This is a genomic window from Brenneria roseae subsp. roseae (assembly GCF_003115845.1).
Lineage (GTDB): Bacteria > Pseudomonadota > Gammaproteobacteria > Enterobacterales > Enterobacteriaceae > Brenneria > Brenneria roseae.
Genome location: NZ_KZ819038.1, coordinates 81,903 through 95,348 on the forward strand (window position 1 = coordinate 81,903; position 13,446 = coordinate 95,348).

The 13,446-nt window shown below is 45.4% G+C and carries 13 protein-coding genes and 1 pseudogene; 3 read left to right on the plus strand and 11 right to left on the minus strand.

What is annotated here, in order from left to right; all coding sequences use genetic code 11:
• Window positions 1-57: 57 nt before the first annotated feature.
• On the plus strand, window positions 58-1,917 hold the full coding sequence (locus DDT52_RS18810) for a M3 family metallopeptidase (protein WP_136157717.1): 1,860 nt from the start codon (window positions 58-60) through the stop codon (window positions 1,915-1,917).
• A 47-nt stretch (window positions 1,918-1,964) separates the two neighbouring features.
• On the opposite strand, the gene glnQ is transcribed toward DDT52_RS18810, so the two are convergent.
• From glnQ to rhtA, 5 genes are all read right to left on the minus strand, one after another.
• A complete protein-coding gene (gene glnQ, locus DDT52_RS18815; RefSeq protein ID WP_136157718.1) occupies window positions 1,965-2,687 on the minus strand; it encodes a glutamine ABC transporter ATP-binding protein GlnQ in 723 nt (240 codons plus the stop codon).
• Window positions 2,684-3,343, minus strand: coding sequence for a glutamine ABC transporter permease GlnP (gene glnP / locus DDT52_RS18820; RefSeq protein WP_136157719.1), 660 nt, complete (start codon window positions 3,341-3,343; stop codon window positions 2,684-2,686). Before glnP ends, glnQ begins: the two co-directional genes overlap by 4 nt.
• 150 nt (window positions 3,344-3,493) lie before the next feature.
• Complete coding sequence (glnH, locus tag DDT52_RS18825; RefSeq protein WP_136157720.1) at window positions 3,494-4,240, minus strand: glutamine ABC transporter substrate-binding protein GlnH; 747 nt, start codon at window positions 4,238-4,240, stop codon at window positions 3,494-3,496.
• Between the two features lie 463 nt (window positions 4,241-4,703).
• Window positions 4,704-5,207 (minus strand): DNA starvation/stationary phase protection protein Dps, encoded by a 504-nt coding sequence (dps, locus tag DDT52_RS18830; protein WP_136157721.1) that lies wholly within the window; start codon window positions 5,205-5,207, stop codon window positions 4,704-4,706.
• A 327-nt stretch (window positions 5,208-5,534) separates the two neighbouring features.
• Window positions 5,535-6,425, minus strand: coding sequence for a threonine/homoserine exporter RhtA (gene rhtA / locus DDT52_RS18835; protein ID WP_136157722.1), 891 nt, complete (start codon window positions 6,423-6,425; stop codon window positions 5,535-5,537).
• 396 nt (window positions 6,426-6,821) lie between these two features.
• Between rhtA and ompX the strand changes: the two genes are divergently transcribed.
• Window positions 6,822-7,337, plus strand: coding sequence for an outer membrane protein OmpX (gene ompX, locus DDT52_RS18840; protein ID WP_136157723.1), 516 nt, complete (start codon window positions 6,822-6,824; stop codon window positions 7,335-7,337).
• 145 nt (window positions 7,338-7,482) lie between these two features.
• On the opposite strand, the gene DDT52_RS18845 is transcribed toward ompX, so the two are convergent.
• The 5 genes and pseudogenes from DDT52_RS18845 to DDT52_RS21305 form a co-directional block, all read right to left on the minus strand.
• The gene (locus DDT52_RS18845; RefSeq protein WP_136157724.1) at window positions 7,483-8,892 is read right to left on the minus strand and encodes an EmmdR/YeeO family multidrug/toxin efflux MATE transporter; all 1,410 of its coding nucleotides are present in this window, start codon (window positions 8,890-8,892) and stop codon (window positions 7,483-7,485) included.
• A gap of 355 nt (window positions 8,893-9,247) precedes the next feature.
• Window positions 9,248-9,682 (minus strand): type II toxin-antitoxin system HicB family antitoxin, encoded by a 435-nt coding sequence (locus DDT52_RS18850; RefSeq protein WP_136157725.1) that lies wholly within the window; start codon window positions 9,680-9,682, stop codon window positions 9,248-9,250.
• A 299-nt stretch (window positions 9,683-9,981) separates the two neighbouring features.
• The gene (locus DDT52_RS18855) at window positions 9,982-10,833 is read right to left on the minus strand and encodes a hypothetical protein (protein WP_136157726.1); all 852 of its coding nucleotides are present in this window, start codon (window positions 10,831-10,833) and stop codon (window positions 9,982-9,984) included.
• A gap of 141 nt (window positions 10,834-10,974) precedes the next feature.
• Window positions 10,975-11,259 carry a type II toxin-antitoxin system RelE/ParE family toxin gene (locus DDT52_RS18860; RefSeq protein WP_136157727.1) on the minus strand — a complete coding sequence of 95 codons (285 nt, stop codon included), beginning with the start codon at window positions 11,257-11,259 and terminating at the stop codon, window positions 10,975-10,977.
• Window positions 11,249-11,374 (minus strand): annotated as a pseudogene (locus tag DDT52_RS21305) (CopG family transcriptional regulator); the annotation flags it as partial. The gene DDT52_RS18860 and the pseudogene DDT52_RS21305, both read right to left, overlap by 11 nt.
• Window positions 11,375-11,657: 283 nt before the next feature.
• Between DDT52_RS21305 and DDT52_RS18870 the strand changes: the two are divergent.
• On the plus strand, window positions 11,658-12,137 hold the full coding sequence (locus tag DDT52_RS18870) for an Hcp family type VI secretion system effector (RefSeq protein WP_136157728.1): 480 nt from the start codon (window positions 11,658-11,660) through the stop codon (window positions 12,135-12,137).
• Window positions 12,138-12,531: 394 nt separating this feature from the next.
• Here DDT52_RS18870 and DDT52_RS18880 read toward each other — a convergent pair whose 3' ends face one another.
• Complete coding sequence (locus DDT52_RS18880; RefSeq protein ID WP_136157729.1) at window positions 12,532-13,218, minus strand: hypothetical protein; 687 nt, start codon at window positions 13,216-13,218, stop codon at window positions 12,532-12,534.
• Window positions 13,219-13,446 lie beyond the last annotated feature (228 nt).

Consider the following 13,446-nt stretch of genomic DNA (forward strand, 5'->3'; position numbering starts at 1 on the left):
ATTGGGCGTAACATATTGTCTCAATTATCCTGATTTTCCTCCTGGAGAAGAAATATCATGCAACAGAGTGTGGATTATTTTAATGCGCTGAATCGCGATTATCTTGCCGTTCATCAGGCGAAAGAAGACCTGTTCTGGCAACTGTATATGGGCATGGGGAGTGATGACGCGTCCGCTCGGTTTTCTGTCGCGGAAAGCGCTTACAAGCGTTTTATTTCTCAACCGCAACGTTTGGTTGAGTTGCGCAATCACATCTCAGCGCTGGAAGCGAGTCCGGTAAGTGACAATCGGCAGGCGTTGTTGCACGGTCTGCAAGGGTGGTATCGGTTTTTTGACTGCAATGTTATCGAAGATCCTCAGGCGCAGGCGTTGATGGATGACATTATCGCCGCGGAAAGCGCCCTGTACGAAAAGCGCAAAGCGTATGAGATGACGCATCTGAATGCAAAAGGTGAATGGGTCCCGGCGTCATTAGGTGAATTGCTGACCAACCAGGCGACGAATGATACGGAAGCCTATCGACAGAGTTCTCAGCAGGCGCTGCGCAATCTGGAACAGTGGTTATTGCATAACGGTTTTCCCGAGTTGATTAGCCTGCGTAACCGTTTTGCCCGTCAGATGGGTTACCGCAACTATTTTGACTATAAGGTCAATAAAACCGAGCGTATGTCGCCGGAACAGCTTTTCGCCATTCTCGATCCTTTTGAAGCGCAAACCCGCGAAGCGAATGTCCGAAGTCTGCGGGAGTTGGCCGAGTCGAAAGGACCGGATGCATTGCTGCCGTGGAACGTTCGTTACGCCAGCGCAGGCGATGTCACCCGCCAGCTTGATCCCTATTTCCCTTTTGCCGCTTCGCTGGCGCGTTGGGTCAATAGTTTTAAACGTCTGCATATTGGTTTTAACGGCGCAGAAATGCAGCTTGATTTGCTGGTGCGCAAGGGCAAATACGAGAACGGCTTTATGCATGCGCCGGTTCCCGCTTTTGTCCAGCAGAATAAATGGATCCCGGCACGTATTAATTTCACCAGTCTGGCAAGACCGGATCAGGTGGGCAGTGGCGCCAGCGGCATTAATACGCTGTTTCATGAAGGGGGACATGCCGCGCATTTTGCCAATATCCGTCAAAATGCGCCGTGTTTCTCACAGGAGTTTCCGCCAACGTCCATGGCCTATGCGGAAACCCAGTCCATGTTTTGCGACAGTCTGTTGCACGATGCCGACTGGTTGAAACGTTATGCAAAAAACGCGCAGGGTGAGGTGATCCCTGATGATCTGATCCGTGCGGATATCAGTACCCGTCAGCCAATGCGCGCCTTTAATGAACGGCATATTCTGTTGGTGCCTTACTTCGAGTGGGAACTCTATTCATGGTCCGATGAGCAGCGGACGCCGGAGGCGATGACGCAACTGGCGCGCGATGTTGAGCAACGTATTCTGGGCGTCAGCGGCAGTCCGCGGCCTACTCTGGCGATCCCGCATCTGTTGTCGATGGAGTCAGCCTGTTCCTACCAGGGGTATTTGCTGGCGCTGATGGCGGTAGAGCAGACCCGGCACTATTTTCTGCAACGTGATGGTTATCTGACCGATAACGCCGCAATTGGCCCCGATCTGGCAAAACATTACTGGCTGCCGGGAAACAGCGTCAGTCATGACGCAACCTTGATCAGTCTTACCGGTGAAGGGTTTAATCCGGCATATCTGGCTCGTGCCTGCAATCTGACCGTCGATGAAGCCTGGCAACAGGCTCAGACGACCATGGCGCAGGCGCAGCTACGCCCGCAGGCCGGGGCGGATTTTGATTTGTCCGCGCGGATACGGATTGTCGATGGCGATCGTGTTCTGGCGGATAATGAAAAAGGCGATGAGGCGATGTGTCAGGATTTTGCCGAGTTTATTGAAAAGGAATATCCGCGCTAATTGATGAGTTAAAGGAAGGGTGCGGCTGCACCCTTTAACGCGTTGACTTAGGAAACGTGTTGCAGAAACTCACGCAGGCGATCGCTTGGCGGGTTGGTGATCAGCGTTTCCGGATCGCCGTCTTCTGCGATACGGCCCTTATCAATGAAGATAAGACGGGAAGCGACTTTGTGAGCAAAGCCGACTTCATGGGTTACGATGACCATAGTCATGCCTTCTTCGGCCAGATCCTTCATTACCGTCAGCACTTCGTGGCGCAGTTCCGGATCGAGCGCGGAAGTGGGCTCATCAAACAGCATCAGCTTAGGTTTGACGGCCAACGCGCGCGCAATCGCGACACGCTGCTGCTGCCCGCCGGAGAGTTCGGAAGGGTAGTGGTGCGCCCGTTCGGACAAACCGACTTTGGCCAGCAGTGTTTTGGCCAGCTTTTCCGCCTCGTTTTTACTGGCGCCGCGAACCCGGATCGGGCCGAAGGCGATGTTTTCCAGCGCGGTCAAATGCGGGAACAGATAGAACTGTTGGAATACCATTCCCGCTTCCTGACGGATTAAGCGCTCATCAACGCGCGGGTCGTTGACTTTCAACCCATCGACGATCAGTTCTCCACTGGTGATTTCTTCGAGCTTATTGATGCAGCGCAGCAGCGTCGATTTACCGGAGCCTGAAGGCCCGATAATCACGACCACTTCACCCTGGTCAATTTTCAGATCGATATCGTGCAAAACTTTTGTCTGACCAAAGTGTTTAGATACGTTTTTAAATTCAATCATATAATCTTAAGTCTTCTTTCCAGACGACGCAGGATGAAGCTGAGTACCAGCGTGATGAACAGATAAATCACGGCGACTGCACTCCATATTTCCAGGGCGCGAAAGTTACCCGCGATGATTTCCTGGCCGGAACGGGTCAGTTCCGCCACGCCAATCACGATAAACAATGAGGTGTCTTTGATACTGATAATCCACTGATTACCCAGCGGCGGCAGCATCCGACGCAGCGCGAGTGGCGCGATGACGTAGCGCAAGGTGTCGCGGCGAGATAAGCCCAGCGCGAGCCCGGCTTCACGGAAACCATTATGGATAGATAACACCGAGCCGCGAGTAATTTCCGCAATGTAGGCGCCCGAGTTGATCATGATGGTCACCACCGCAGCGGCAAAAGGGTCGATCCGCACTGAGGTCCAAATCATTGGCAAGGCGAAGTAGATGAACATGACCTGCACGACGATCGGCGTACCGCGGATGATTTCAATAAAGACCAGTGCGATGCGGCTGGAAAACCAACCGCCGTAAGCGCGGGCAAAGCCCGCGAGCACACCGATAACCAAACCGCCAAGCAGACCCAGCACTGAGATCAGCAATGTCATTTTTGCCCCTTCTAATAAGAGGGGCAGAGAAGGCCAAATGGCGCTCCAGTCAAACTGCATGGAATATCTCCAGATTAATTCGGCAATTACTTATACTCGTTATATTTCGAGTTGATGGGCGTTGGCTTTGCCTCCATGGGCCTCGCCCGTAAAAGGCCAACGCGTTGCATTATTCAAAACGATAACGTTTTGTCCGGCAGCTCGAATTATTTAGAGTGTAGGTTCCACACCAAACCATTTTTTGTAGATCTCGGCATAAGTGCCGTCTTCTTGCAGAGTCTTGAGTGCGCCATTGACTTTTTCACGCAGATCGCTGTTTTTCGGGAATGCGATGCCGTACTGCTGTGCTTTGATAGAATCGCCAACGGCTTTGAACTGGCCGTTACCTGCTGTTTTGATGAAGTAAAGAATGTTCGGCGTATCATGCAAAACGGCATCAGCACGGTTAGTACCTAATTCCATATAGGCATTATCGATGTTCGGGAACTGGCGCAGATCTTTAGTTTTTATATTGGCTTTAGCGTAATCAACGGAACCGGTACCGCTTTTCACGGCAACGACTTTCCCTGCCAGATCCTGTTCGCTTTTGATCTCATTATTGTCGGCTTTCACCATGACCAGCAGGCCACTGTTGTAATAACCGTCGGAAAAATCGATGGCTTTTTTACGCTCGTCAGTAATGGTAATACCCGCCAGAGCCAGGTCCACATTGCGGGTTTGCAGCGCAGGAATAATGCCGCTGAAATCCATCGGTTTCAGGGTATAGCTCAGATTGAGTTGTTTGGCGATAGCATCCCAAAGATCGATATCGAAACCGACATATTTGTCACCCTGTTTGAACTCGAATGGAACGAATGCGGTGTCAGTGGCGACAATCAGTTCTTTCTCTGCGGCGTAGCTGGAAATACTCATAGCCAGCGTCAGTGCAGCCAAAGAGGCTTTAAGTAATGATTTCATCAAATCCTTCCTGTTTATATCAGTTGTGGAAAGCCCTGTGCTTTATAGGGACGATGTTTTACAGGCACGATCAGACATCGTTCAAAAATAACGACCGTAGTAAAAAACCTATCAAAACATTAGGTTAGTCACCAAGTGCTTTACTTAACCTGTTGTTTTTATGTCGTTGCTCTGCCGAAGATGAACGTTTTTTAATCCAATGTCATTGCGCAGAGCGTTGCTATGATTAACTAATTTATACTGGGGAAACAACCGTTGATTGCGGTTATCTTGCATTATTTCAGGTAAAAGCTAATTTTTTGAGCGCTAAAACGGATAAAATAGCGAGTAATGACCGTAACGGGTTACATCATGAACAAAATCCAGGCGGTACGCCGGGTGAGCGGAAAATCGCTGGTGAGCAGGCACAAATAAAAAGGGCCGCCGAAGCAGCCCCGATGACAATCATCATTCAATGTTGGCATCATTCAATATTGGATTCGATGAACCACAGGAATTTGTCCAGATCGCGCGATGCGGCTGTCAGGATATCCGCAGTATCTTCATCCTCTGCTTTGGTGATTGCTTTGCGAACATCATTGGCGACGACGGCATAACGTTCCGCCAGCGCTTTCAGATGGTCCTGCACACCATGGATATTCGTTGGATAGCTTTTCAGCGAAGTCTGCTCGTTGACCACCTGTACGGTACCCAGCGCAACGCCACCGAGCTGAACGATACGTTCTGCCATGGTGTCCTGATGATCGGTAATCGCGGTACGGAAACCATCAAGCATTTCATGTACGGCAATAAAGTTTGCGCCACGCATGTTCCAGTGCGCCTGCTTGGTTATCAGAGACAGGTCAATAAAGTCTACTACCAGATGGTTTAACAGCTTGATAGTAGAGGTCTTCACATCATCATCCAAATCATTACGAGTGTAGATAAGTTCGGAAGATGCGGGGTTTACCAGTTTAGCGGTACGCATAAATCTAATCCTCTTATTTAATTTTCATCATCTAACTGTTCAACTTGGTTAATTATAGCAGCAATCAAACAAAATATTGAAAAGAATTACCTATCGAATAAATAGTTATAGAAGATATAGGTGATGGTCTTTATTATCGGATGTTTTCTGATAGCGATCAACCGTTGGTCATCAGATATAAGCTAAAATGATATTCCCATTAAGCGAAATTGAAATAATTTATTTTTATATAATGATAATCATTATCCTTTTGTCCCATTTTATTCAGCTGCGTTCTCCCCGGGAAAGTAACGCCTTTCTGCAACGATTTTCTGAAGACGCATAACATTATGCGGCGTGATTATTTTCCTCCTCCGCAGGCGTAGCTGATTTTATCGTCATGGTTGCGCCAATGGAGGCGGTAATAATAAATAATAGCGCCATCCACTGGGTAAAGGATAAATGCTCATTGAGGAACAGAATACCAGAAACGGCGGCAATCGCCGGCTCCATACTCATTAGTGTGCTAAAGGTTCTGGCCGGCAGACGAGTTAGGGCTATCATTTCAAGAGAATAGGGGAGCGCGGTGGAAAGAATAGCAACCGCAATACCCAATGGTAATATTGAGAGAGAAAATAATGCAGGTTCAGCATAGATGACCCCGATTGGACAAAATATCATCGCTGCAATAAATGACCCGATAGCAACGGTTCCCGGCCCGTGATTTGAGCCTGCTTTTTGTCCAAAGAGAATATATAACGCCCAGCATGCGCCCGCCCCAATTGCGCAAAATGCGCCTGTAATATCGACATTGCCGATATTATGTCCAAGCGGTAATAAAAACCACAATCCCAGTATTGCCAGAATAACCCACACAAAATCAATCAACCTGCGTGATGATAACATTGCGACCGCGAGTGGACCGGTAAATTCCAATGCTACGGCAATGCCGAGAGGAACGGTACGCAGTGAAAGGTAAAATAGGAAATTCATGCCCCCCAGCGTCACGCCATAAATGATCAACGGCAGGCGGTTACTGCTAAAGCGCATCCGCCAGGGTTTGAAAATGACGCAAAGGATCAATGTGCCGATACCCAGACGCAATGCGGTTATTCCCGTAGCACCAACCACCGGAAACAGGCTTTTGGCCAGCGCGGCGCCGCTTTGGATGGAGATCATGGATATGATGATCAGCAGTATGGCAAGCAACGCCGACACACGCTGAGAGGATAAGGTCATGCTTTCGGCCTTAATAATGGAGTAAATCATGGTGGTGGACAAAAAAACATTACTGCCAGACTAGTCAATTGTAAAGGATTTGTCGGGGTAAAACTTACTTTTATTGACTTTTATTTACGATATATTTATCTGGTGTATTTTTATGCAAATTAATTAGCATGAAAACTGAGCGAATAATTAAGAATTATCTGTTTTAGCCCCTGATGGAGAATTATTTTCCGGTTTGGTTGTCTTCTTTAAAAAATCAATATAATTAGCGTGATAGAGCGAGTTTGAAAATATTTGTTACATCAAAGGTACAATTGAAGATTATTTATCAGGCAGAAAGTCTATCATTTGTTTGTTATATTTAGGGCGTTAGGTATTCTTTCATAAGATGAATTCGAGGCTGTATATATGAAAAAAATCGCGTGTCTTTCAGCATTGGCTTGTGTATTAGCCGTTAGTGCAGGTTCCGCAATGGCTGGCCAGAGCACTGTGACTGCCGGTTATGCTCAGGGTGACGCTCAAGGCGTCATTAATAAAGCAAAAGGCTTTAACCTGAAATATCGTTATGAGCAAGATAATGATCCGCTGGGTGTAATTGGTTCTTTCACCTATTTGGGAGATAGCAATACTAACGACGGTTTATACACCAAAGGTCAATACATGGGCTTTACTGCCGGTCCAGCCTATCGTCTGAATGACTGGGCAAGCATCTACGGTGTTGTCGGTTTCAGCCATGGTAAATATACCGGCAACGAAACTGACGGTTCTTCCCATCAGAGCAATGACGATTATGGCTTCACCTACGGTGCTGGCCTACAGTTCAATCCGCTCCAGGACGTTGCTCTGGACGTGGGTTACGAACAAAGCCGTATCCGCAGTGTTGATGTCGGTACCTGGGCTGTTGGCGTAGGTTACCGCTTCTAATCTAAGACGAGTGGTTTTTGCCTTCAGTTTTGGTTGTTAGATGTGTCAATAAAAATCCGTCTCTTGAGGCGGATTTTTTTATGGCGGATATTCTTCGGTGGTGGATGAATAGCGGCGTTGCGCTGCTGCTTCGGGCCAGCTACGCTTAAGCCTGTGGCGGTTGCTGGGGGCGGTAACGCCACAGCCAACGTCCGCTCGTCATACGGCGGTAGTAAAAAAAGCCGCGAACAATCCAGTCCAGAAACATCCCCATCCAGACGCCGATGACGCCAAATCCGAGCATGACGCCCAGGATATAACCGGCGATGATACGGCATCCCCACATGCCAGCCATAGCGATCCACATGGTATAGCTGGCGTCTTTTGCGCCCTTCAACCCCGCTGGCAGAACCCAGGATGCAGCCCAGATCGGCATAAAAAGCGCATTCAGCCAAATGAGATGCTGAACCACCTCGATCACGTCGGGTTCATTGGTATAAAACGCCGCCATATAGCGCGCACCGGGGATGGACAGGATCGCAAGAATGCAAAGGCCGACATTGGAGAGCCAGAAGATATAGTTCAACTGTCGGGTAGCTTGCATAATCTGCCCTTTGCCTAATCGCGTACCGACAATAATGGTGGCAGCAGAGCCAAGCGAGTTGCCTGGAAGATTTATCAGTGTTGCGATCGAAAAGGCAATAAAGTTACCGGCGATCACTTCGGTGCCCATGCCTGCGACAAAACGCTGAGTGATCAGCTTACCGACATTGAACATGACGGATTCAATACTGGCGGGGATACCGATGCTAAGCACTTCATACAAAATCGAGACGGTAAAAGGTGCGAAATAGGATTTAAACGGTATTCTCAGCGCGCCTTTAAAACCGTGCATCAGCGTCAGGATGACAAACAACGCACCAATATAGCGGGAGATGGTAATTCCGATGCCTGCGCCGATAAATCCAATGCCATCCCAGGAGAATACGCCGTAAATCAGCAAGCTACTGATAGCAATATTGAGGATGTTCATACCGATGTTAATGACCATCGGTAGTTTGGTATTGCCCGCGCCGCGTAAGGCCCCGCATCCTACCAGCGTGATAGCTAATGCAGGGTAACCCCAGACGGTCCAGCGCAGGAAGGTTAACGCGAGACTTTTGACGTATTCGTCGGCCTGTCCCGCGATCAGGTCAATAATCGGTTCGCCGGCAAACTCAACCAGCACAACCAGCAGGAATGATACGAGAACGAGCAGAGAGATGGATTGGCGTGATGCCGAGCGCGCCTGTTTTCTGTTTCGCTGCCCCAGACTGAAGGCGACGACGACGGCGGTACCTAAGGCCACCGCGGTAAAAAAGGCGATAATAAGCATGTTGAAACTGTCTGCCAGACCAACAGCAGCCATTGCTTCTTTGCCCAGCCAGCTCACCAGCAAGGTGCTGAACACCCCCATCAGGACAACACACAGTCCTTCGATGAAAATAGGGAAAGCCAGCGGTGCGATTTCTCGCCAGAATAGCACTCGATTTGAATATCGTTTTTTATACCAGTCTGTATCTTTAAGTTTGCTCATAAAACGAGCTTGGTGATATCCCAACGTTTCCCCGCTGAATTCAATAGAAAGCAGAACGATGCGCCAATCATCTGGTGCAATCCCCCGGTGCAAAGGGGGATTGGTGGCAATGGACAGTTAACAGAGTACCAGCAGCAGGATCGATGCTCCAGTGCATATTTACAGGTTATGACGGAAGTTGATTGTTACAGTCTGGAGGTTATTTTATATTTTTCTTAATTTAGGCTAATCCATAATTTAAAATAATATACGCCATGGCCTTAGGGGTTTGCCGGACTCAGCGGCTATGGCGGAATGACTAAATTACGGATGAAAATGCCATGAAATAACCGCGGTAAGCATTGAGTCCGATAAATTAAGAATCAACTTTTGTAATAGAAACAGCAACTTCATAACCGAGTAAATATAAAGCCTGCTCTAATGTTTCAATTTTTGACGCATGATTCACGTCTAATAGCCGGTCTATCTGCGGCCCTTTCTGATTAAGCTTGCGAGCCAGATCTGCTTTTCGTGTACCTGTCTGAATCATTGCGTTATGCAAAGCCGCTTTCAGGTTGACAAGCACGGGCAGGTGAATGCGTATTTCGTTGTGCTGCAACTCTGATGGCTTGGGAATCGGTATCCTTGCATCAATGTATTCTCCAATAATCCCCGTCAACCAACTGGCCGCTTCCAGGTCAATATCCTCTTCGGTGAATGCGGTGGATGTTAAGTTTTTGAAATCTCTATAGAGAATTTCATACTGTCCTGAATCTTCATTAAAACTCACTAATGCCGGGTAGGTGAACATATAACGTCTCCGATTTATTGAAATCGATAACAGAATAGCATGAAAGTTATGTAATACAACATTTATGTTGTTTTTTTGATTGACAGTGAAGGAAGATTACGTTTGGCAATGTTATGACTGCGAGCTACGCAGTGCCCGGCACACGGCTAAATCCACCCATTGCGGGTTGTTCCGGTTAGTGGTGCTGAACTTCAGATAGGGAACCCAGTCCGATTGATGATGTCGGATATGCGGCGATTGCTCCGATCGCACAATTCAGACTGAGTTTCCTTCATATAATCATTATGTTGTGAAGTTATTTATCCTCGACCGTAGAGGACAAAATCGATGAGGTTGCCAAATTGGACGGGAAAGCTGTACTCAAACCACATGAAGAATTTCCCAGAAATAAAGTAGTAGGCAATCACTGATAGCAAGGTCACGTAGAGTATGTTTTTATTGGGATTCGCATACTTATTCGTTCTTCTTACAATCCAGGATTCTCCGGCGCTTTCAGACCGGAGGGCTTTCCTCGCCGCCAGAAAATAGATTGAAAAAAGTGTCATTCTGATTTCAGCCAGAAATAACAAGCATACCCCCGCCAGATGAAAAACAAACCAGAGAGCATCTTGTTTATTGAAATAATTGGAGAGCCCGGTGACGCCATATCTGTTTATTATTTCCTGACTATACTGGAAATACCGTGGCGCATAATCTGGTGAGAATGCTTTGTTAACGAGAAACAAGTTAGCCGCACAAAAGGCTGAAGCAAAAACCAATGAAAAAAACCATGCGCTCCCACGGAGATATCCTTTATATAGGCCGTGCAACGTTCCTCCTGCCCATAGAGAAATAGAAAATATCGTTATGGATGAAAGCACATATAGCACTTCGCTTCTGAGGAATAAATATATAATTCCCAGGATAATAGAAAGAAAGCAAATGAAAAGAACAAGCTCCTGCTCGTCTTGAGGTCGATGAGCGGGAGGACTGGTTAGGTTTATTACATTGTTTACGGTAAGGTTAAAGAAATTTCCTTGTTGATTTTTTACCGATGGGCCTTTATTTCTTATGGAATCGACAATAACCCCCAACCCAAGCCCCAGCAGGGTAAAAAACAAAGATATATATATGTCCAATTCCTTTGACTGGATTGCTTCTAGCAGACTCATCTCTCCATATACTCCTTTTCGTCGTTTAACCGTTATCAGCTGATATCTATATTATTATATTTTTAGAGAACACAATATAACTCCGTTCCATGGGAAAGAGGAACAGATGCTATTCGACAAATACCACCGCTTTTTCATCAATTACCATGTAGAGGGTAAACGTCTATGGGGATGAAAAACGCGTAAAATCTGGATAATGTTATCTCTCACACGGTAAGGGATGATGTAGGGATAGTGTGTTAACACAAGCTCACGCGTTTCCGGAACGCGGCCAGGTCTTCCCATTGCAGGCTGTTGCGGTAGTAATCCCGCTAATCTTTGAACTTCATTAACAAACTGGCTGGCAGCCTGTAGATCGTCTTGCGCAATGTATAGGTATTCGGCTTCCAGATTGGCTGCTGCCTTGCGCAACCATTTAACTTCCATGCTTTACCACGCCTAACTTTTTGAACAGGCCGTTCATCTCATCGGCTGAAACAAAATCACCTGCGTCGGCTTCCTTGATGGCTTGCTCGATCTCTGCAATCTGCCAGGCTTCCTGTTGAAAAAGAGTTAACGAATAAGGCCAAGAGAAGTGGATACCGATTGTAATATTAAGAACTGTAAAAGGTATCTTTTAGAGGATACCTTTTTATTAAACATGTAGTGCTTATCTGCTATCAATCACTCATCATAAAAACGATAAAGCACGGTGCTGACAATCCATATTCATACAAAAACAGAGCCTCATAGTATTTAAAAAAACCTTCTGATGAGGTATTATATTCATGTAATAGATACGGCGACACTGTGCCGTAGAATGGGATTTTTTGTATGGAGGCATAATGTCCAATCTTATTTATCTTAGCGTTACCGGGAAAAAACAGGGACTGATATCAGCAGGATGTTCATCACTGGATTCTATTGGCAACAAGTATCAATCCGCCCATGAAAATGAAATTTTTGTTTATGAACTGGTAAATAACATTAATCGGGCAGAGAACGTTGCTCTTCTTCCTGTGGAGATCAGAAAACCAATAGACAAAGCCACTCCATTGTTTGCTCAGGCGATTAATGACAATGAAAAGCTGGAGTGTGAGTTTTCTTTCTACAGAACGGCTCAGTCAGGCGGGAATGAACTTTATTTCAGAATGAAGCTGAGAGATGCGATTATTAACAATATCCGCTTTTTTTATCCTAACTCACTAACACATAATGAAGTTCAGCCACAAGAAAGCGTGTCATTCAAGTTTGCTTCTATTGAGTGGGAGCATGTTATTGCAAGAACCAGTGCTTATATGCTTTGGCAGAATGTAGCCTACTAATGTTGATGAAGACCGGATGTTATATTCGGTCTTACTTTTTTGAACCATATTTAATATTTACAAACATAATTATAACTATTGATATAAGCATCAGTTTCATCCAATGTTCAGGAATGAATGAGGCATATAGAAACCATAAGGCAATGGTTAAAACTATCAAAACCTCAGTGGTTATAAAGTTTTTTATTATGTATTTCATGATGATTTTATTTTTTTCTTGACTTTTTTGAAAAGAACTTTACATCAATATAAATAATGACAACGATGGAAATCAATATCAGCTTAACGCTATGTTCAGGAATAAAAAAGAGATAGAAGAACCATAAGCCAGCAATCAAGGCCAGAAATATGCAGGTAGAAAAAAAGTCTTTTATTATGTATTTAATGAAATTCATCATTTTATAATTCCATTAATAAAATTGATAACCTCTATCTCATTATTTTGTGCGATTAGCATGTAAGCTGGTAAGACAGGCTCGATCAGAAAATACAACATTTCAATTTTCATAGAATAAAGAGACCAGTAAAGCGGTGGATTGATATCACGTAAATGACGGGCCGACATTGCAGCTTTCTGCACCTTGCCATAAAATGCTGTTATAGTTATTCCATGAAGTGAATAGGTGTTAATTTTTTTTCGAACAATAGCACCAAAACCAAATGAAGACGTAATGGATTTTGCTAATAGATAGGCTATTGATTCTTTTATTGCTCGATTTATTATTATCTCTGATGTTGTTCCCAACACAGATTTGGCAATCATTAATTGTTTATGTTCATCAAAATTCTTCATTAATATATCAACATAAGCCTTTACCATATCAAGGATAACGTCCTCTCTTTTATATACTTCTACTATAGAAAAGAACATGCGGCGGTCTTCAAATTTAAGCTCTTCGCATACATCGTTATATTTTTCGAAAAGGCATGATGAATACCAGCTTGTTCTTTCTATACCACTATATAGATTAGTTGTTAGGCTTATTGTGTTGTCTTTTAATTTCTTAGTCATACTTTCTAGCTGTGAGGCGATAACTCTGTCAGCTTCCATCTTGGATTTTAAGTATTCTGACGTCAACATGGCATGTTCCTTTCATTCATTATCCCTATTATTTAATCTTACTATCAAAAATACTATAGTTTCAAGAATGCAGCGCTTTGAAAATTTTGTTATCTGCAAGATGCATGGACTATAATAGTTTTGCATCGAATAATTAGCGGTATAATAATTTATTTTCGATTAATGAAAAAGCATCCGTAAGGATGCTTCAGATTGATGACAAAGTCCTGGCCTGCCGGCCAGGACTTT

Coding starts and splice junctions, on each gene's coding strand:
- DDT52_RS18810 (WP_136157717.1), top strand. CDS start 58: ATGCAACAGAGTGTGGATTATTTTAATGCGCTGAATCGCGATTATCTT.
- glnQ (WP_136157718.1), bottom strand. CDS start 2,687: ATGATTGAATTTAAAAACGTATCTAAACACTTTGGTCAGACAAAAGTT.
- glnP (WP_136157719.1), bottom strand. CDS start 3,343: ATGCAGTTTGACTGGAGCGCCATTTGGCCTTCTCTGCCCCTCTTATTA.
- glnH (WP_136157720.1), bottom strand. CDS start 4,240: ATGAAATCATTACTTAAAGCCTCTTTGGCTGCACTGACGCTGGCTATG.
- dps (WP_136157721.1), bottom strand. CDS start 5,207: ATGCGTACCGCTAAACTGGTAAACCCCGCATCTTCCGAACTTATCTAC.
- rhtA (WP_136157722.1), bottom strand. CDS start 6,425: ATGACCTTATCCTCTCAGCGTGTGTCGGCGTTGCTTGCCATACTGCTG.
- ompX (WP_136157723.1), top strand. CDS start 6,822: ATGAAAAAAATCGCGTGTCTTTCAGCATTGGCTTGTGTATTAGCCGTT.
- DDT52_RS18845 (WP_136157724.1), bottom strand. CDS start 8,892: ATGAGCAAACTTAAAGATACAGACTGGTATAAAAAACGATATTCAAAT.
- DDT52_RS18850 (WP_136157725.1), bottom strand. CDS start 9,682: ATGTTCACCTACCCGGCATTAGTGAGTTTTAATGAAGATTCAGGACAG.
- DDT52_RS18855 (WP_136157726.1), bottom strand. CDS start 10,833: ATGAGTCTGCTAGAAGCAATCCAGTCAAAGGAATTGGACATATATATA.
- DDT52_RS18860 (WP_136157727.1), bottom strand. CDS start 11,259: ATGGAAGTTAAATGGTTGCGCAAGGCAGCAGCCAATCTGGAAGCCGAA.
- DDT52_RS18870 (WP_136157728.1), top strand. CDS start 11,658: ATGTCCAATCTTATTTATCTTAGCGTTACCGGGAAAAAACAGGGACTG.
- DDT52_RS18880 (WP_136157729.1), bottom strand. CDS start 13,218: ATGTTGACGTCAGAATACTTAAAATCCAAGATGGAAGCTGACAGAGTT.